This window comes from Streptomyces sp. NPDC004284, from assembly GCF_042874035.1.
Classification (GTDB): Bacteria; Actinomycetota; Actinomycetes; order Streptomycetales; family Streptomycetaceae; genus Streptomyces.
In genome coordinates, this window is record NZ_JBIAMJ010000001.1 from 500,933 (window position 1) to 518,000 (window position 17,068).

At 72.7% G+C, this 17,068-nt stretch carries 14 protein-coding genes; 10 read left to right on the forward strand and 4 right to left on the reverse strand.

Annotation, left to right across the window (positions count from 1 at the left end):
• The first annotated feature begins 52 nt into the window (after positions 1-52).
• From ACFYUS_RS02340 to ACFYUS_RS02365, 6 genes are all read left to right on the forward strand, one after another.
• Positions 53-1,681, forward strand: coding sequence for an ABC transporter substrate-binding protein (locus tag ACFYUS_RS02340; RefSeq protein WP_388844687.1), 1,629 nt, complete (start codon positions 53-55; stop codon positions 1,679-1,681).
• A gap of 89 nt (positions 1,682-1,770) precedes the next feature.
• Positions 1,771-2,694, forward strand: a complete 924-nt coding sequence (locus ACFYUS_RS02345) for an ABC transporter permease (RefSeq protein WP_388844688.1) — start codon at positions 1,771-1,773, stop codon at positions 2,692-2,694.
• On the forward strand, positions 2,687-3,685 hold the full coding sequence (locus ACFYUS_RS02350; protein ID WP_388844690.1) for an ABC transporter permease: 999 nt from the start codon (positions 2,687-2,689) through the stop codon (positions 3,683-3,685). Before ACFYUS_RS02345 ends, ACFYUS_RS02350 begins: the two co-directional genes overlap by 8 nt.
• A gap of 6 nt (positions 3,686-3,691) precedes the next feature.
• Complete coding sequence (locus ACFYUS_RS02355) at positions 3,692-4,675, forward strand: ABC transporter ATP-binding protein (protein ID WP_388844692.1); 984 nt, start codon at positions 3,692-3,694, stop codon at positions 4,673-4,675.
• On the forward strand, positions 4,668-5,720 hold the full coding sequence (locus ACFYUS_RS02360; protein WP_388844694.1) for an ABC transporter ATP-binding protein: 1,053 nt from the start codon (positions 4,668-4,670) through the stop codon (positions 5,718-5,720). The genes ACFYUS_RS02355 and ACFYUS_RS02360 overlap by 8 nt, the downstream gene beginning before the upstream one ends.
• Before the next feature lie 192 nt (positions 5,721-5,912).
• The gene (locus tag ACFYUS_RS02365) at positions 5,913-6,845 is read left to right on the forward strand and encodes a hypothetical protein (protein ID WP_388844695.1); all 933 of its coding nucleotides are present in this window, start codon (positions 5,913-5,915) and stop codon (positions 6,843-6,845) included.
• A gap of 1 nt (position 6,846) precedes the next feature.
• Here ACFYUS_RS02365 and ACFYUS_RS02370 read toward each other — a convergent pair whose 3' ends face one another.
• The gene (locus ACFYUS_RS02370; protein ID WP_388844697.1) at positions 6,847-9,009 is read right to left on the reverse strand and encodes a prolyl oligopeptidase family serine peptidase; all 2,163 of its coding nucleotides are present in this window, start codon (positions 9,007-9,009) and stop codon (positions 6,847-6,849) included.
• 177 nt (positions 9,010-9,186) lie between these two features.
• On the opposite strand from ACFYUS_RS02370, the gene ACFYUS_RS02375 reads away from it, so the two are divergent.
• From ACFYUS_RS02375 to ACFYUS_RS02390, 4 genes are all read left to right on the forward strand, one after another.
• Entirely contained in the window at positions 9,187-9,381 is a 195-nt protein-coding gene (locus ACFYUS_RS02375; protein WP_015035959.1) for a hypothetical protein, read from the forward strand.
• Positions 9,382-9,415: 34 nt separating this feature from the next.
• Positions 9,416-10,306, forward strand: a complete 891-nt coding sequence (gene mshB, locus ACFYUS_RS02380; protein ID WP_388844700.1) for an N-acetyl-1-D-myo-inositol-2-amino-2-deoxy-alpha-D-glucopyranoside deacetylase — start codon at positions 9,416-9,418, stop codon at positions 10,304-10,306.
• Positions 10,303-10,668, forward strand: a complete 366-nt coding sequence (locus ACFYUS_RS02385) for a DUF6113 family protein (protein ID WP_388844702.1) — start codon at positions 10,303-10,305, stop codon at positions 10,666-10,668. The genes mshB and ACFYUS_RS02385 overlap by 4 nt, the downstream gene beginning before the upstream one ends.
• Positions 10,669-10,844: 176 nt before the next feature.
• Entirely contained in the window at positions 10,845-13,019 is a 2,175-nt protein-coding gene (locus ACFYUS_RS02390; protein ID WP_388844704.1) for a hypothetical protein, read from the forward strand.
• A 62-nt stretch (positions 13,020-13,081) separates the two neighbouring features.
• Here ACFYUS_RS02390 and ACFYUS_RS02395 read toward each other — a convergent pair whose 3' ends face one another.
• The 3 genes from ACFYUS_RS02395 to ACFYUS_RS02405 are packed head-to-tail and all read right to left on the reverse strand — an operon-like array spanning position 13,082 to position 17,066.
• Positions 13,082-13,783, reverse strand: a complete 702-nt coding sequence (locus tag ACFYUS_RS02395) for a hypothetical protein (protein ID WP_388844705.1) — start codon at positions 13,781-13,783, stop codon at positions 13,082-13,084.
• Positions 13,784-13,842: 59 nt separating this feature from the next.
• The gene (locus tag ACFYUS_RS02400; protein WP_388844707.1) at positions 13,843-15,444 is read right to left on the reverse strand and encodes a serine/threonine-protein kinase; all 1,602 of its coding nucleotides are present in this window, start codon (positions 15,442-15,444) and stop codon (positions 13,843-13,845) included.
• Positions 15,441-17,066, reverse strand: coding sequence for a serine/threonine-protein kinase (locus ACFYUS_RS02405; protein WP_388844709.1), 1,626 nt, complete (start codon positions 17,064-17,066; stop codon positions 15,441-15,443). Before ACFYUS_RS02405 ends, ACFYUS_RS02400 begins: the two co-directional genes overlap by 4 nt.
• Positions 17,067-17,068 lie beyond the last annotated feature (2 nt).

Genomic DNA, 17,068 nt, shown 5'->3' on the forward strand with positions numbered 1-17,068 from the left:
ATCGGGTGATATTGGGGCCTAAGTAAGACTAGGGACATACGGGAGGCACTCCATGCGCGGAGCCACACACGCCAAGTGGGCCGCACTGGCCACCGCCGTCGCCCTCGCGGCGACGGCCTGTGGTGGTGGCGGCGACAGCGGTGGTGGCGGAGGGGCCAACGGCATCGTGAGTTCCTCGTGGGGTGACCCGCAGAACCCGCTGGAGCCCGCCAACACCAACGAGGTCCAGGGCGGCAAGGTCCTGTCCATGATCTTCCGCGGGCTCAAGCAGTACGACCCGAAGACCGGCGAGGCCAAGAACATGCTCGCCGAGAAGATCGAGACCACGGACTCGCAGAACTTCACCGTCACGGTCAAGGACGGCTGGACCTTCTCCAACGGCGAGAAGGTCACCGCGAAGTCCTTCGTCGACGCCTGGAACTACGGCGCCCACCTGAAGAACAACCAGAAGAACGCGTACTTCTTCGGCCAGATCGAGGGCTACGACCAGGTCCACCCCGAGAAGGGCACACCCACCGCCGAGACCATGTCCGGCCTCAAGGTGACCGGCCCCCAGACCTTCACGGTCAAGCTCACCCAGAAGTTCTCCACCTGGCCCATCACCCTCGGCTACGCGGCCTTCTCGCCGCTTCCCCAGGTCTTCTACAGCGACCACGCCGCCTGGCTCTCGAAGCCCATCGGCAACGGCCCGTACACCGTCGACTCCTACTCCAAGGGCTCCCAGATGTCCCTGCGGAAGTGGGACGCCTACCCCGGTCCCGACAAGGCCCAGAACGGCGGCATCGACCTCAAGGTCTACACCGACAACAACACCGCCTACACGGACCTGACGGCCGGCAACCTCGACCTCGTCGACGACGTGCCCGCCTCCCAGCTCAAGAACGTCCAGGCCGACCTCGGCGGCCGGTACATCAACGTCCCCGCCGGCATCATCCAGACCCTCTCCTTCCCGTTCTACGACCCCGCGTGGAACAAGCCGGGCCAGGAGAAGCTCCGGCAGGGCCTGTCCATGGCGATCAACCGCCAGCAGATCACCGAGACGATCTTCCAGAAGACCCGCACCCCCGCCGTCGACTGGACCTCCCCGGTGCTCGGCTCGGAGGGCGGCTTCAAGGACGTCTGCGGCGACTTCTGCAAGTACGACGCCGCCCAGGCCAAGAAGCTCGTCGCCGAGGGCGGCGGCATCCCCGGCGGCACGATGAAGATCTCGTACAACGCCGACACCGGCTCCCACAAGGAGTGGGTGGACGCCGTCTGCAACTCCATCAACAACGCGCTCGGCAACAACAAGGCCTGCGTCGGCAACCCGATCGGCACCTTCGCCGACTACCGCAACCAGGTCACCCAGTCGAAGATGACCGGGCCGTTCCGCGCCGGCTGGCAGATGGACTACCCGCTCATCCAGAACTTCCTCCAGCCGCTGTACTACACCAACGCCTCCTCCAACGACGGCAAGTACTCCAACCCCGAGTTCGACAAGCTGGTCAACCAGGCCAACGCCGAGGCCGACACCGCGAAGGCCGTCGGGCTCTTCCAGCAGGCCGAGGGAGTCCTCCGCGACGACATGGGCGCCATCCCGCTCTGGTACCAGAACGGCAGCGCCGGCTACTCGGACAAGGTGGAGAACGTGACCCTGAACCCCTTCAGCGTCCCGGTCTACGACCAGATCAAGGTCAAGTGACCTCGTAGCAGTTCGGCGGTGTACGGCCCGGGCCGCGGACCCCCGCGCCGGGCCGTACGCCGTCCCGCAACCCACCCTGGAGGCTTTCCGTGGGTCGATACGTGATCCGGCGGCTGCTGCAGATGATCCCGGTCTTCTTCGGTGCCACGCTGTTGATCTTCCTGATGGTGAACGTGATGGGCGATCCCATCGCCGGCCTCTGCGGCGACCGCGCCTGCGACCCGGCGACCGCCGCCCAGCTGAAGAAGGAGTACGGCCTCGACAAGCCGGTCTGGCAGCAATACCTGACCTACATGGGCAACGTCTTCACCGGCGACTTCGGCACCGCCTTCAACGGCCAGCCCGTCACCGAGCTGATGGCCGACGCCTTCCCGGTCACCATCCGGCTCACCATCGTCGCGATCCTCATCGAGATCGTCATCGGCATCACCCTGGGCGTCATCACCGGCCTCAAGCGCGGCCGGCCCGTCGACACCGGCGTCCTGCTGCTGACCCTGGTCGTCCTCTCCATCCCCACCTTCGTCACCGGCCTGCTGCTCCAGCTGCTCCTGGGCGTCGAATGGGGCTGGATCGAACCGGTGGTCTCACCCGAGGCGCCCTTCAACGAACTGATCGTCCCCGGCATCGTCCTCGCGTCCGTCTCGCTCGCGTACGTCACCCGGCTCACCCGGACCTCCATCGCCGAGAACAAGCGCGCCGACTACGTCCGCACCGCCGTCGCCAAGGGCCTGCCCCGCCGCCGGGTCGTCACCCGGCACCTGCTGCGCAACAGCCTCATCCCCGTGGTGACCTTCATCGGCGCCGACATCGGCGCGCTCATGGGCGGCGCCATCGTCACCGAACGGATCTTCAACATCCACGGCGTCGGCTACCAGCTCTACCAGGGCATCGTCCGCCAGAACACCCAGACCGTCGTCGGCTTCGTGACCATCCTCGTCCTGGTGTTCCTGCTGGCCAACCTCCTGGTCGACCTCCTGTACGCCGTCCTTGACCCGAGGATTCGCTATGCCTGAGCCGCTTGAACCCCTTGAGTCGTACGGAGAAGAAGGGCGCGCCATCGCATCCACCGGAGCCGGGGGCGCGGCCGATCTCGGCACCCAGGAGGCCGAGACCCTGGAGAAGACGCCGGGCGGTCCCGAAGGAACCGGCGCCGACAAGAAGCCCCGCTCCCTGTGGTCCGACGCCTGGCACGACCTGCGCCGCAACCCGATCTTCATCATCTCCGCGCTCGTCATCCTCTTCCTGGTGGTCATCTCCATCTGGCCCCAGCTGATCGCCTCCGGAGACCCGCTCGCCTGCGACCTGTCCAAGGCGCAGGAAGGCTCACAGCCCGGCCACCCCTTCGGCTTCAACGGCCAGGGCTGCGACGTCTACACCCGCACCGTCTACGGCGCCCGGACGTCCGTGACCGTCGGCGTCCTCGCCACCCTCGGCGTCGCGATCCTCGGCAGCGTCCTCGGCGGCCTCGCCGGCTTCTTCGGCGGCGGCTGGGACGGCGTCCTCTCCCGCCTCACCGACGTCTTCTTCGCCATCCCCGTCGTCCTCGGCGGCCTCGTGCTCCTGTCCGTGGTCACCAGCGCCACCATCTGGCCCGTCATCGGCTTCATGGTGCTGCTCGGCTGGCCGCAGATCTCCCGCATCGCGCGCGGCTCGGTGATCACCGCCAAACAGAACGACTACGTCCAGGCCGCCCGCGCGCTCGGCGCCTCCAACTCCCGGATGATGCTCCGGCACATCACGCCGAACGCCGTCGCCCCCGTGATCGTCGTCGCCACCATCGCCCTCGGCACGTACATCGCGCTCGAAGCGACCCTGTCGTACCTCGGCGTCGGGCTGAAGCCGCCGACCGTCTCCTGGGGCATCGACATCTCCTCGGCGTCGCAGTACATCCGCAACGCTCCCCACATGCTGCTCTGGCCGGCCGGAGCGCTCGCCATCACCGTGCTCGCGTTCATCATGCTCGGCGACGCGGTGCGCGACGCCCTCGACCCGAAGCTGAGGTAGCCGCCCATGCTGCTCGAAGTGAAGGACCTGCACGTCGAGTTCCACACCCGGGACGGGGTGGCCAAGGCGGTCAACGGGGTCAACTACTCCGTCGACGCGGGGGAGACCCTCGCCGTGCTCGGCGAGTCCGGCTCCGGCAAGTCCGTCACCGCCCAGGCCGTCATGGGCATCCTCGACATCCCGCCCGGGAAGATCAGCGGCGGCGAGATCCTCTTCCAGGGCCAGGACCTCCTCAAGCTGAAGGAGGAGGAACGGCGCAGGATCCGCGGCGCCAAGATGGCGATGATCTTCCAGGACGCGCTGTCCTCCCTCAACCCCGTCATCAGCGTCGGCGACCAGCTCGGCGAGATGTTCCAGGTCCACAAGGGCATGTCGCGCAAGGACTCCAAGGCCAAGGCCGTCGAGCTGATGGACCGGGTCCGCATCCCCGCCGCCAAGGAACGCGTCGGCCAGTACCCCCACCAGTTCTCCGGCGGCATGCGCCAGCGCATCATGATCGCGATGGCGCTCGCCCTCGAACCCGAACTGATCATCGCGGACGAGCCGACCACCGCCCTCGACGTCACCGTCCAGGCCCAGGTCATGGACCTCCTCGCCGAGCTCCAGCGCGAGCTCAACATGGGCCTCATCCTCATCACCCACGACCTCGGCGTCGTCGCCGACGTCGCCGACAAGATCGCCGTCATGTACGCGGGCCGGATCGTCGAACAGGCTCCCGTCCACGAGATCTACAAGGCGCCCGCCCACCCCTACACCCGCGGCCTCCTGGACTCGATCCCGCGCCTCGACCAGAAGGGCCAGGAGCTCTACGCGATCAAGGGCCTGCCGCCCAACCTGCTCGCCATCCCGTCCGGCTGCGCCTTCAACCCGCGCTGCCCCATGGCCCAGGCCGTCTGCCGGACCGACGAACCCCCGCTGTACGACGTGACCGAGTCCCCGGTGCCGCGCGCCAGCGCCTGCCACTTCTGGAAGGAGTGCCTCCATGGCTGAGGCGATTCTCGAAGTCCGGGACCTCCACAAGCACTACCCGCTGACCCGGGGCATCCTCTTCAAGAAGCAGGTCGGCGCCGTCAAGGCCGTCGACGGCGTCGACTTCGACCTCGTGACCGGCGAGACCCTCGGCATCGTCGGCGAGTCCGGCTGCGGCAAGTCGACGGTCGCGAAGATGCTGGTCAACCTGGAGAGGCCGACCTCCGGGACCATCCGCTACAAGGGCGAGGACATCACCAAGCTCTCCCCGCGCGCGCTCAAGTCCGTCCGCCGCAACATCCAGATGGTCTTCCAGGACCCGTACACCTCGCTGAACCCGCGCATGACCGTCGGCGACATCATCGGCGAGCCGTACGAGATCCACCCCGAGGTCGCGCCCAAGGGCGACCGGCGCCGCAAGGTCCAGGACCTCCTGGACGTCGTCGGCCTCAACCCCGAGTACATCAACCGCTATCCGCACCAGTTCTCCGGCGGCCAGCGCCAGCGCATCGGCATCGCCCGCGGCCTCGCCCTCCAGCCCGAGATCATCGTCGCCGACGAGCCGGTCTCCGCGCTCGACGTCTCCGTCCAGGCACAGGTCGTCAACCTCCTCGACAGCCTCCAGTCCGAGTTCTCCCTCTCGTACGTCTTCATCGCCCACGACCTGTCGATCGTCCGGCACATCTCCGACCGCGTCGGCGTCATGTACCTCGGCCGGATCGTCGAGATCGGCACCGACGCCCAGATCTACGACCACCCGACGCACCCCTACACGCAGGCGCTGCTCTCCGCCGTCCCCGTCCCCGACCCCGAGGCGCGCGAGCACCGCGAGCGGATCCTCCTCGCCGGCGACGTCCCCTCCCCGGCGAACATCCCCTCCGGCTGCCGCTTCCGCACCCGCTGCTGGAAGGCCCAGGAGCGCTGCACCCTCGAAGTCCCGCTCCTCGCCGTCCCGGCCGTCTTCCGCCTCACGGACAGCCCCGCGAAGCACGACTCGGCCTGCCACTTCGCGGAGGAAAAGCAGGTCGTGCCGCCGGAGGAGCCCGAGGGGCCCCAGGAGCCGTAACTCGCAGGCAACCCCGCGGAATTGGATCCGATATACGAACATTGGATATTGGACACCGTACGGCCGTGCGGGTGCCGTGAGCCGGCCGGGGCGCGCCATGTCGCCCCGGCCGGCCGCACGTGTTCTTCCCGTGCCGGCCCGTTCATGTGGAACGGCTTGTTTCGCCGCGTCGCGACCGTGAGTATCGGGGCCGTGACTGTGACACGACCGGCACGTCTCACCGGCGCCGCGCTCTGCGCCGCGCTCGCCCTCATCGCCGCCGTGTGGATCCTCCAGGACCTCGCCGCGCTCGGCTCGCCGGCCGACCTCGCGTGGTACTGGGCCGGGGACCACCACTTCCTGATCCGGGGGCGGTCCACCACCTCCCTGATCGACCCCGTCCTCCTCGCCGTGTACGCCGCCGGCGCCGTCGCCGCGCTCCGCTCACGGCACGCGGCCTCCGCGCTCGCCGCCGCCGGCGTGGTCACCCTCGCCCTGCGCCTCCCCGGGCTCTGGGCGCCCGGGAGCGGCGCCCTCGTCACCGCCCTCCTCGGGCTGGCCCTCGGCGCCGGACTCGTCCTCACCGCCGCCGTCGGCCGCCGCCCGGCGGCCGCCCCGTACGAGCAGGAGCCCACCCGCCCCCGCACCGGCCCCGCCGTCGCCGCCGGGCTCCTCCTCGTGGCCGCCGCGCTCGTCGTGACCCTGTGGGAGCTGTACTGGGCCGGAGAACTGCCCCTGGAACTCACCGTCGATCGGTTCACCCGCGGCCGCTCCGTCGTCAAACCCCTCCTCGCGCCCCCGCCCGGCTGGCTCTCGGTGACGGTCCTCGGGCTGTACGGCACGGCCGCCGTCTCCTGCTTCGCGCGGGCCCGCCACAGCCGGGCCTTCGGGCTCCTCGCCGCCCTGCTCCTGACGGCGGGCGGCCTCGGCGGGGTCGCCCGCGCCGTCCGGTACGAGGCCCTCACCCACCTCGGCGACCTCGCCGCCACGGACGCGGCGGACGTCCTCACCTCCGTCTTCGAACTGCTCGCCGGCGTCGCGGTGCTCGTGCTCCTCGCCGGGCGCGGCGCCCCCGCCGCCGCGCCCGGACCGCCCCCGCCGGTCCGGGTGCCGGCCCCGCCCCACCCGACACCGCCCGGCTGGTGACTCACCCGGTCAGGCCGAGCGACCGCTTCAGGAAGTCCACCTGGAGCAGGAGCAGGTTCTCCGCCACCTGCTCCTGCGGCGTCATGTGCGTCACCCCGGACAGCGGCAGCACCTCGTGCGGCCGGCCCGCCGCGAGCAGCGCGGACGAGAGCCGCAGCGCGTGCCCCACCACCACGTTGTCGTCCGCGAGGCCGTGCACGACCATCATCGGCCGGGCCGGCTCCTCCGGCGCCGACAGGCCGTCGTCGGTCAGCAGCGACTGCGCCGCGTACACCTCGGGATCGTCCTGCGGGGTGCCGAGGTACCGCTCCGTGTAGTGCGTGTCGTACAGCCGCCAGTCCGTCACCGGCGCCCCGACCACGGCCGCGTGGAAGACGTCGGGCCGCTGGAGCACCGCCCGGGCCGCCAGATAGCCGCCGTACGACCAGCCGCGGACCGCGACCCGGTCCAGGTCGAGCGGGAAGCTCCCGGCGAGCGCCCGGAGCGCCTCCACCTGGTCGTCGAGCGTCGGCGTGAGGTCCCGCAGGACCGACTTCTCCCAGGCGGGGGAGCGGCCCGGCATGCCCCGGCCGTCCGCCACGACCACCGCGAAGCCCTGGTCGGCGAACCACTGCGAGGTCAGGTGCGGATTGTGCGCGGCGAGCACCCGCTGCCCGTGCGGACCGCCGTACGGATCCATCAGGACCGGCAGCGGCCCGTCCCCCTCCGCGTACCCCGAGGGCAGCAGCACCGCGCACGGGATGCGCCGGGCCCCCGCCTCCGTCAGGCGCACGCGCGCGGAGATCACCGGCCGCTGGGCGTACGAGGCCACCACCGCGACCTGTTCGCCGTCCCGCAGCACCCGCGCCACGCTCCCGGGCTCCTCCGGCCGCGCCGACACCAGGACGGTCACCGCCCCCGAGCGGGCCGCGCCGTGCACGCCGGCACCCTCCGTCAGCCGCTCCGCGCCGCCCTGTCCGGTCACCCGGTACACATGGATCTCGCCGGTCTCCGGCTCCGCCGCCGCCTCGCCCGCCGAGGCCGACACCAGGACGTCGTCCGCCCCGATGTCGAGGACCGCCCGGACGTGCAGCTCCGCATCCGTCCACGCCTCCTCCCCGACGGCGAGGGCCCGCGCCCCGCTCTCGTCCGTGATCCGTACGAGCCCGCCGTCCGGCCCCCAGGCCGGCACCCCCCGGTGCAGCTCCAGCCAGGCCGGGTCCGTCTCCGTCCGTACGGTCGCGGTCCTCCCCGACTCCGGGTCCGCCGTCAGGACCAGCTGCTCCCGCTGGTCCCGCGCCTGCACGAGCAGCAGCGGCGCCCCGGCCGCCGACCAGTGCACGCGGGCCAGGTACGGATACCGCTCCCGGTCCCACACCACCTCCGTACGGGACCCGTCGAGGCCGAGGCAGAACAGCCGCACCTCCGCGTTGGCCGTGCCCGCCGCCGGGTACCCCACCCGCTGCGGCTCCCGCTCCGGGTGCGCCGGGTCCGCGATCCACCAGCGCGTCACCGCCCGGTCGTCCGCCCGCGCCACGAGGAGCCGGTCCGAGGCGGGCGACCACCAGTATCCGCGCTCCCGGCTCATCTCCTCCGAGGCGATGAATTCGGCCAATCCGTAGGAGACATGCTCGTCCTCCGGGACGGCCAGCGCGCGGTCGTCCGCGCCGTCCGCGCCCACCACCCGCAGGGCGCCCTCCGCCACGTACGCCACGCACCGCCCGTCCGGCGAGGGGCGGGGGTCGATCACCGGCCCCGGCACCGTCAGCTCCCGCGCCGTCCCGGCCCGTAGGTCCGCCGTGAACAGCCGCCCCGACAGCGCGAACGCCGCCGATTCCACGGCCGCGTCCACCGCGTACGCCACGATCCCGGCCGAGCCCTCCCGGCTCCGCTCCCGGCGCGCCCGCTCCTGCGGCGACAACTCCTCCTCCGCGCCCGCGAGCAGCGCCACCGGGTCGGCGACCGGCCGCTCCCCGGGCTCGCCGTCCCGGGGAAGGTCGAGCACCCAGAGCCGGTGCGAACGGTCCGTCCCCGAACCGGATCTGACGAACACCACGCGTTCCCCGTCCGGGGAGACCGAGAAACCACGCGGGACCCCCAGGGTGAACCGCTGGGTCCGGGCGTGCTGACGGGGGAAGGAGAGCCCGGCCGAGGGTGTGGCCGACTGCTGCGAAGACAAGGTCATGCGGCTGAAACTAGCGCTGTGCGCCCCCCTCGTGCCTCCGTCCGCCGATCGATGCGGCCGCACGGATAGTTATGATCCGTAGCGCTAGGTGGGTATGCATAGGACCGGCATGCCCTCTGGCACATGCTGACCGACCGAACCGCTCGAATATCCGACCGAAGGTGGAGGTGAACCGCCGTGGCACTCTCGATCTCCGTGGTGGTGCTGCTGGCGATCGTCGTCTTCCTGCTGATCCGGAAATCCGGGCTGAAGGCTGGACATGCGGCGGTCTGCGCGCTCCTGGGCTTCTACCTGGCGAGCTCGTCCATCGCGCCGTCCATCAGCACCCTCACCACGAACGTGGCGGGCATGATCGGCGGCCTCAAGTTCTGACACCGCTCCCCGCCCGACCTCGTAGGGTGGGGGCATGTCCGATCTCCCCGCCCGCCGTCTGCTGCTCGTGCACGCGCACCCGGACGACGAGTCGATCAACAACGGCGCCACCATGGCCAGGTACGCGGCCGAGGGCGCCCTCGTCACCCTGGTCACCTGCACGCTCGGCGAGGAGGGCGAGGTCATCCCGCCCGACCTCGCCCACCTGGCCCCCGACCGGGAGGACCGGCTCGGCCCGCACCGCGTCGGCGAACTCGCCGCCGCGATGACCGAGCTGGGCGTCACCGACCACCGCTTCCTCGGCGGCCCCGGGCGCTTCCGCGACTCCGGAATGATGGGCGTCGAGCAGAACGAGCGCGCCAACGCCTTCTGGAACACCGACGTCGACACGGCCGCGCCCTACCTGGTCGAGGTGATCCGCGAGACCCGCCCGCAGGTCCTGATCACCTACGACCCCGACGGCGGCTACGGCCACCCCGACCACATCCAGGCCCACCGGGTCGCCACCCGCGCCGCCGAACTCGCGGCGGACGCCTCGTACCGCCCCGACCTCGGCCCGGCCCACACGATCGCCAAGATCTACTGGAACCGCGTCCCGCGCCCCGTCGCCGAGGCCGCCTTCGCCCGGCTCCACGCCGAGGGCTCCGCCTTCCCGGCCGTCGCCGCGATCGACGACGTCCCCGGCGTCGTCGACGAGGACCGGATCACCACCGAGATCGCCGCCGACCCCGCGTACACGGCCCGCAAGAGCGCCGCGATGGCCGCGCACGCCACCCAAGTCGCCGTCGACGGTCCCTTCTTCGCCCTCTCCAACGACCTCGGCCAGCCGATCTTCACCACCGAGTACTACGAACTCGTCCAGGGCACCTCCGGCGCCCCGGCCGGCGAGCGCGAGACGGACCTCTTCGCGGGGGTGACGGCATGAGCGACGCTCCGGTGCCCCAGGGCGCCCGGTACGCCTGGTACGGCGCCCTGTTCGTCCTCGGCGCCCTCGTCGGCATCGCCGGGTCCCTCGTCCAGGCCGCCTGGTTCCCCGGCGGCCTGCTCCTCGCGCTCCTCGCCACCGCGGGCCTCCTCTACGGAGGGCTGCGCGCCACCGGCACCCAGATCGGCGTCGTCGCCGCCGGCGGCGGCTGGCTCCTCGCCGTCATCCTGCTCAGCCTCGGACGCCCCGAGGGCGACGGGGTGTTCGGCGGAGGCGTCGGCGAGCTGGTCTTCCTCTTCGGGGGCATGGCGATCGCTGTGATGTGCACCACGCTGTCCCGGCTGCCGCGACCGACCCCGTGAACAGCACGACTTGAGAACGGGGACGTCCCGACTTCGGCCGGATTGCCCGTCGTCAGTGGCCCGGGGGTCGGGTATGAGCCGTCGGCGTTCAGTATGGTGGTGCGCGCCGCCGAACCGCCCGGGTCAACACGAGCATCAGCAAGAGCGGGCGGTGGAGCCAACCGGGAGATCCTGCTTTGAGTCGTGAAACTGGTCGAGAGACTGACAGTCCGTCCTCCGGCGCCCAGGGGCGCGGTGGAGCCGCCTACCCCTCGGGTACCCCGCCGTACGGATCCCGCCAGTATCCGTCGCTCCACCCCACGCAGGACGCGCCGGAGGACACCGCCGCGCCCGCACTGCCGGAGGAGCCCAAGACCGAGACCACGCTGACGACCCGGATCCGGATCAACATCCCGGGTTCGCGTCCGATTCCGCCGGTCGTGGTCCGCAAGACGGTCAACGAGGCGTCCGCCCCGGACCCCGAGCCGGAGCCCGCTCCCGTCGTGGAGCCGGAACCCGAGCCGGTGGCCGTGGCCCCGGAGCCGGTGGCCGCCGCTCCGGAGCCGCCGAAGGCGAAGGAGACGAGCGACTGGTTCGCCCCCCGCAAGGCGGCGGCCCCCAGCCCGGCCCCCGCGCCCGCGCCGGCCCCCGCGCCCGCCAAGCCCGCTCCGGCCGGACCGGACACCCAGGGCACGGGCTTCGCGGGCTCGGCGACCTCGGGCGTCCCGACGGTCGGCACCACCCCGTCGAGCCGCCCGGTCACCGCTGCGGCCCCGACGCCGCCGGGGAACCCGCTGTACGAGAGCGGCACGCCGATGTACGACGGCACGCCCGCGGGCGGCACGCCGATGTACGACGGGACCCCCGCCGCGGGCACGCCGATGTACGACGGCACCCCCGCCGCCGGCACCCCGATGTACGACGGGACCCCCGCCGGCGGCACCCCCATGCACGACGGCACGCCCGCCGCGGGCACCCCGATGTACACCGGCACCCCGGCCGCCGGCACGCCCGCGTACCGCGGTCCGGGCCGCCCGGGCGGCCCGGCGGCGCCGACCGGACCCACCACGGGCCCGGTCACCGGCACCGCCTCCCTCGGCGGTGCCACCGCGACCGCCCCCGGCCCCTTCGGCGGCGGCCAGGGCGCGGGCTCCCCGTTCGCCGGCGTCGCCGCCGGCGGCGCGCCCCGCATGTCGGACGACACGGCGATCCTGACGCCGCAGCAGCCCGCTCCGAAGCCCGGACCGGGCGCGGCGGCCGACAACGGCGCCCACATCTCCGGGGACACGCTCACCAGCGGAATCCCCGTGGTCCCGCCGAAGGCGGCCCGCCCGGACCTGACCCCGCGCATCGAGGAGCGCGCGTCCCAGGCCCCCGCGCCGGCGCCGCGCCCGGCACCGGCGGCCGACCGGGCCCCGGCGAAGAAGGGCCGCTCCAAGCTGGTCCTCGCCGCCGTCGGAGTCATCGGCCTCGCCGGCGTCGCCTACGGCGCCGGACTCCTCCTCAACCACTCCGACGTCCCCAAGGGCACCACGGTGCTCGGGGTGGACATCGGCGGCGGCACGAAGGAGGAGGCCGTCAGCAAGCTGGACGCGGCGTTCGGCAAGCGGGCCACCGCTCCGCTCCAGCTCGGCGTCGGCGACAAGAAGGTCCAGCTGGCCCCGGACAAGGCGGGCCTGGCGCTCGACAGCCAGGAGACCGTCCGCGCCGCCGCGGGCAGCGACTACAACCCGGTGTCGGTCATCGGCTCCCTCTTCGGCGGCGAGCGGGTCGCCAGGCCGGTCTTCCCGGTCGACAAGGAGAAGCTCGCCGTCGCCCTGACCGACCTGGCCGGCTCGTCGGCGTCGGCGACCGAGGGCACGATCCTGTTCGCCCCGAACAAGGTCACCGCGGTCGAGGGCAAGCCCGGACAGGGCCTGGACGTCCAGCGCTCGATGATCTCCGTGCAGGACGCCTACCGCGCCCAGGTCGAGACGGGCCAGGGCAAGCTGGTCCAGCTGCCGGTCACCACCGTCCGGCCGACGGTCACCAAGGCCGAGCTGGACCGGGCGATGAAGGAGTTCGCGAAGCCCGCCATGTCCGGCCTGATCCGGATCCAGGCGGGCGGCAGGCACATCGACTTCGGCCCGGCGCGGTCGCTGCCGCAGATCCTCTCCATGAAGGCCGTCGACGGCCGGCTGGTCGAGGTCTACGACAAGAAGGCGATCGAGCGGCTCCTCGACGGGACCTTCAACGGCGTCATGATCACCAAGGGCGACGGCAGCAAGCACCAGGTCTCCGCCGACGACGTGGCCTTCGCGATGCGCGACGCCCTGATGGGCAAGACGCTCGCGGAGCGCACGAAGACGATCGACCTCAGCGGCCAGGGCTGACGGCCCCCACCCCGCCGCGAGAGCCCCCGTCCCCACCCGGGGCGGGGGCTCTCGCGTACGTCCTACGAGCCCGGCGGCAGCAGCTCGCGGGTCAGGGTGAAGGCGGCCGTGGCGGTGGTCAGGAGGGCGTTGATCCGTCCGAGGACGCGGGCCGTCCTGTCGGCGTCCTGCGCCTCCACGGCCGAGTCCAGGTCGTCGGCGTACTCCCGGGCCCGTACGGCCTCGTCGGACGGCGCGGCCGCCGCGTCCGTACGGAGGGCGTCGATGAGCCGCTGGTGGGGGACGTCGGGGGCGTTCGCCCGGTTGCCGTGGCCGCCGTGGGCCACCGCCTGGGGGCTGTTCACGTTCGCCACGAGGAAGCCGCCCGATGCGGCGGAGATGTTCACGCCTTCGCCTCCTGTCCAGATGAACTTGGTCTCGTACTCGGTCCAGCCCTTGCGCGTCACGCCGTACCGGCCGAACCGCCAGCCGCTGACCTTGAGCAGTCCGTGCTTGAGCGGCTCGGCCAGGATGAGCATGGCGTCCGCCCGGTTCCACCCCTGCTCGGCGAAGTAGGACGTCATCACCACGCGCGTGCCCGGGTTCCTGGCCCGCCGGCAGACCTCGCGGAACGCCTGCCCCTGGCACATCTCCAGCCGGCCCGGGGCGAGCGAGGGGCGCGGCAGCCGGAACCGGTGCGCGACGCCGCGGAGCCAGACGAACAGGCCGCGGACCGCCCAGCAGAGCAGGCCGATCACCACGACTGTCCCAAGAGACAGATCCATACCCGTCACCCTCCCCCGTGGACGCCAAGTCCACGCCTTCCAGGGGGAGTTGATGCGGATCAGGTGCTGGGCATCGCCTCGACCGCCGCCCCGGAGATCCGCGTCGCCTCCTGTTCGCAGGTGGCGGCCGGGTGCTGTGGGCCGCCCAGGGACACGTCCACCACCAGGTTTCCCTTGCGTACGTACAGGGTGCAGGTGGTGTGGTCGTCGGTGGGGGCGCTCCAGAACGCCTCGTCGGCGAAGGCGATGCCGGTCGCCGGGCGGGAGCCCTTCGCGGTGTCCGCGAACTCGTCCTTCTGGGACTCGGTGCCGTTCTCGGCGGTGTCGACGCTGCGGCGCAGGTCCCAGCCGACCACCGCGTGGGCGTAGTAGTTCCAGCCGTCCTCCTGGGGCTCGTCCTTGCCGACCCAGAAGCAGGTGGTCTCGGCGTGGTCCGTGTTCTCGGTGTAGGAGTCCCGGCTGGTCTGCCGCTCCGCCGCCGGCAGCGGCAGCCGGCCGGCCGCTTCCGCGCAGACCGGCATCGTCACGTACAGGTCGGGCGGTCCGGGTTCCGCACCGTCCCGCAGGACCCACCAGGCGCCCGCGCCGAGGACGCAGAGGGCGACGGCGGCGGCGACGGCGACCGGGCCCCGCCGCCGGCGGCGGGCGGGCGCGTCGACCTGGGTGACGACGGCCGTCGGGGCGGCGGCGACGGGCCGTGTGGCCACGGCCGTCGGGGCGGCGACGGCGGGCGGGGCGACCACCGTGCGCTCGGGGTCCTCGACGGGGTGGAGGAGCACCTCGACGGCCTGTCGCTGCCCGGCGATGAGCGCGTGGACGGCGGGCGGCCACTGCCGGGCGGCCGGGGCCGTCGGGCCGAGCGCTCCGAGGAGCTGCGCGGGGGTCGGGCGGGCCGAGGGGTCCTTGGCGAGGCACCAGGAGACCAGGCCGCGCAGTTCGTCCGGTACGGCGTCGAGGGCGGGTTCGGTGTGGACGACGTTGTACAGCGCCTGGAGCGTCGAGGGGCCCGCGAACGGGCTCGTACCGGTCGACGCGAGGGCCAGGACCGAGCCCAGCGAGAACACGTCGCTCGCCGGCGTGAGTTCCTTCCCCTCGGCCTGCTCGGGCGACATGAAGGCCGGCGAGCCGACGACCAGACCGGTCTGCGTGAGGCCGGTGAGGTCGCCCCCGGTTCCGGCCGCGCGCGCGATGCCGAAGTCGATGACGCGGGCGCCGTCCTCCGACAGCAGGACGTTCTCCGGCTTCAGGTCGCGGTGGATGAGCCCCGCCCGGTGGATCTCGTCGAGGGCCGTCGCCAGCTGCACGGCGAGCCGCCGCACGGTCTCGGCGGGCAGGGTGCCGGACCGCTCGACGGCCGCGCCGAGGGAGGGACCGGCGACGAAGACGGACGCGAGCCAGGGCGACGGCGCGTCGGCGTCGGCGGCGAGCACGGCCGCCGTGCAGGCCCCGGACACCTTCCGCGAGGCCTCGACCTCGCGCCGGAACCGGGCCCGGAAGCCCTCGTCGGCGGCGAGCCGGGCGTGCACCTGCTTCACGGCGGCGAGCCGCCCGTCGGGCCCGGCGCCGAGGTAGACGCGCCCCATGCCGCCGCGGCCGAGTTCGGCGAGGAGCCGGTACGGGCCGGCCTCGCGCGGGTCGGAGGGGCCCAGGGGCCGGGTCACGGGGTCGCCGCCTTCTTCGTCTTCTTCGTGATCAGTCCGATGGCCTGCCGGGTGGTGGACTCGGTCAGGGACTCGCAGCGGCCGACGGGGTAGCGGGGGCCCCTGACCAGGACGAACAGGTCCAGGTTCACGTCCCGGGAGTACAGCACGCAGCGGTTGCCGTCGGGCTCGTACCAGAGCGCCTCCTCCGCGAAGCCGAGCGTGAAGACCCGGCGGGTGGCGCCCCGGATGTACATGCCCTCGTGCTGCTTCTTCGCCTGTTCGGCACCGGTGGGGCCGCCGCTCTTCGACCGGTACAGGTCCCAGATGACGGTGATCTCGTCGCCGGAGCGGCTGTTCCAGACGCACTGGTTCGTCAGCTGGCCGCCGTTCGGGTCGGTCCGGGGCGGCCCGCCGTCCTGCGCGATCTGCTGGGCGAAACCGGTGGGCACCTTCAGCCGCGGGTCCACCTCCCGGCAGGAGGGGACGACGCCCGTGTACGCGTCGGCCACCTTGTCCAGCGGCACGTTCCCGGGGGTCGGAACGGGCTCGTCCGCGACCATGTCGCGCACCTTCCCCGGCAGGCCCGTCGTCGCGAGCACCGCACCGGCGACGGCGAGGACCCCGGCCGTGACGCCGGCCGCGATCCACCGCCCGCGCCGCCGGTCCCGCGGCCACCGGACGGCGGGCTCGGTGACCGGACCGCCGGGGGCGGGCGCTCCGGCCGGCGCGGGCGGCGGCGCCGTCCACGCCGCCCCGAGGGAGCCCATGAGGCGCTCGGTCTCCGCACGACGCTCCCCGATCAGCCGGTGCACCCCCTCCGGCCAGGGCCGCGCCGACGGCGCCACCGGGCCGATCAGGGCGAGGAGGTCCCGGGGCGAGGGCCGCAGGCCGGGGTCCGGGCCGAGGCAGGCGCCGATGAGTCCCCGCAGGCCGGGCGGTACGGCGGCGAGGTCGGGTGCCTCGTGGGCGACGGCGTACAGGAGCGCGGGGACCGAGTCGCCGTGGAACGGCGCCCTCCCCGTGCAGGCCACGGCCAGGGTCGAGCCGAGCGCGAAGACGTCGGCGGCGGGCCCCGGGGTCTCGCCCCGGATCTGCTCGGGCGCCATGAACGCGGGGGAGCCGACGAGCGCGCCCGTGTGCGTCAGCTTCGTCAGCTGGTCCCCGGCCCGCGCGATGCCGAAGTCGATCACCCGGACGCCGTCCGCCGTGAGCACGATGTTCGAGGGCTTGAGGTCCCGGTGGACGAGGCCCACCCGGTGGATGTCGGCGAGCGCCTGCGCGAGGCCCGCCGCCAGGTGCCGTACCGCCTCCTCGGGCAGGGCGCCCCCGGCGACGGCCTCGCTCAGCGTGGGGCCCTCCAGGAACAGGGAGGCGAGCCAGGGCTCCGGCGCGTCCGCGTCGGCGTCGACCACCGGGGCCGTGTAGGCGCCGGAGACCCGGCGGGAGGCGTCGACCTCGCGCCGGAACCGGGCCCGGAAGCCCTCGTCGTCGGCCAGGTCGGCGTGGATCTGCTTGACGGCGACGAGCTGCCCGTTCGCCGCCGCGCCGAGCAGCACCCGGCCCATCCCGCCCTGCCCGAGCACCCCGATCACCCGGAACGGCCCCACCTGCCCGGGGTCGTTCGGCCCGCACGGCTGCATCT

Coding starts and splice junctions, on each gene's coding strand:
- ACFYUS_RS02355 (WP_388844692.1), top strand. CDS start 3,692: ATGCTGCTCGAAGTGAAGGACCTGCACGTCGAGTTCCACACCCGGGAC.
- ACFYUS_RS02405 (WP_388844709.1), bottom strand. CDS start 17,066: ATGCAGCCGTGCGGGCCGAACGACCCCGGGCAGGTGGGGCCGTTCCGG.
- mshB (WP_388844700.1), top strand. CDS start 9,416: ATGTCCGATCTCCCCGCCCGCCGTCTGCTGCTCGTGCACGCGCACCCG.
- ACFYUS_RS02340 (WP_388844687.1), top strand. CDS start 53: ATGCGCGGAGCCACACACGCCAAGTGGGCCGCACTGGCCACCGCCGTC.
- ACFYUS_RS02360 (WP_388844694.1), top strand. CDS start 4,668: ATGGCTGAGGCGATTCTCGAAGTCCGGGACCTCCACAAGCACTACCCG.
- ACFYUS_RS02395 (WP_388844705.1), bottom strand. CDS start 13,783: ATGGATCTGTCTCTTGGGACAGTCGTGGTGATCGGCCTGCTCTGCTGG.
- ACFYUS_RS02385 (WP_388844702.1), top strand. CDS start 10,303: ATGAGCGACGCTCCGGTGCCCCAGGGCGCCCGGTACGCCTGGTACGGC.
- ACFYUS_RS02350 (WP_388844690.1), top strand. CDS start 2,687: ATGCCTGAGCCGCTTGAACCCCTTGAGTCGTACGGAGAAGAAGGGCGC.
- ACFYUS_RS02370 (WP_388844697.1), bottom strand. CDS start 9,009: ATGACCTTGTCTTCGCAGCAGTCGGCCACACCCTCGGCCGGGCTCTCC.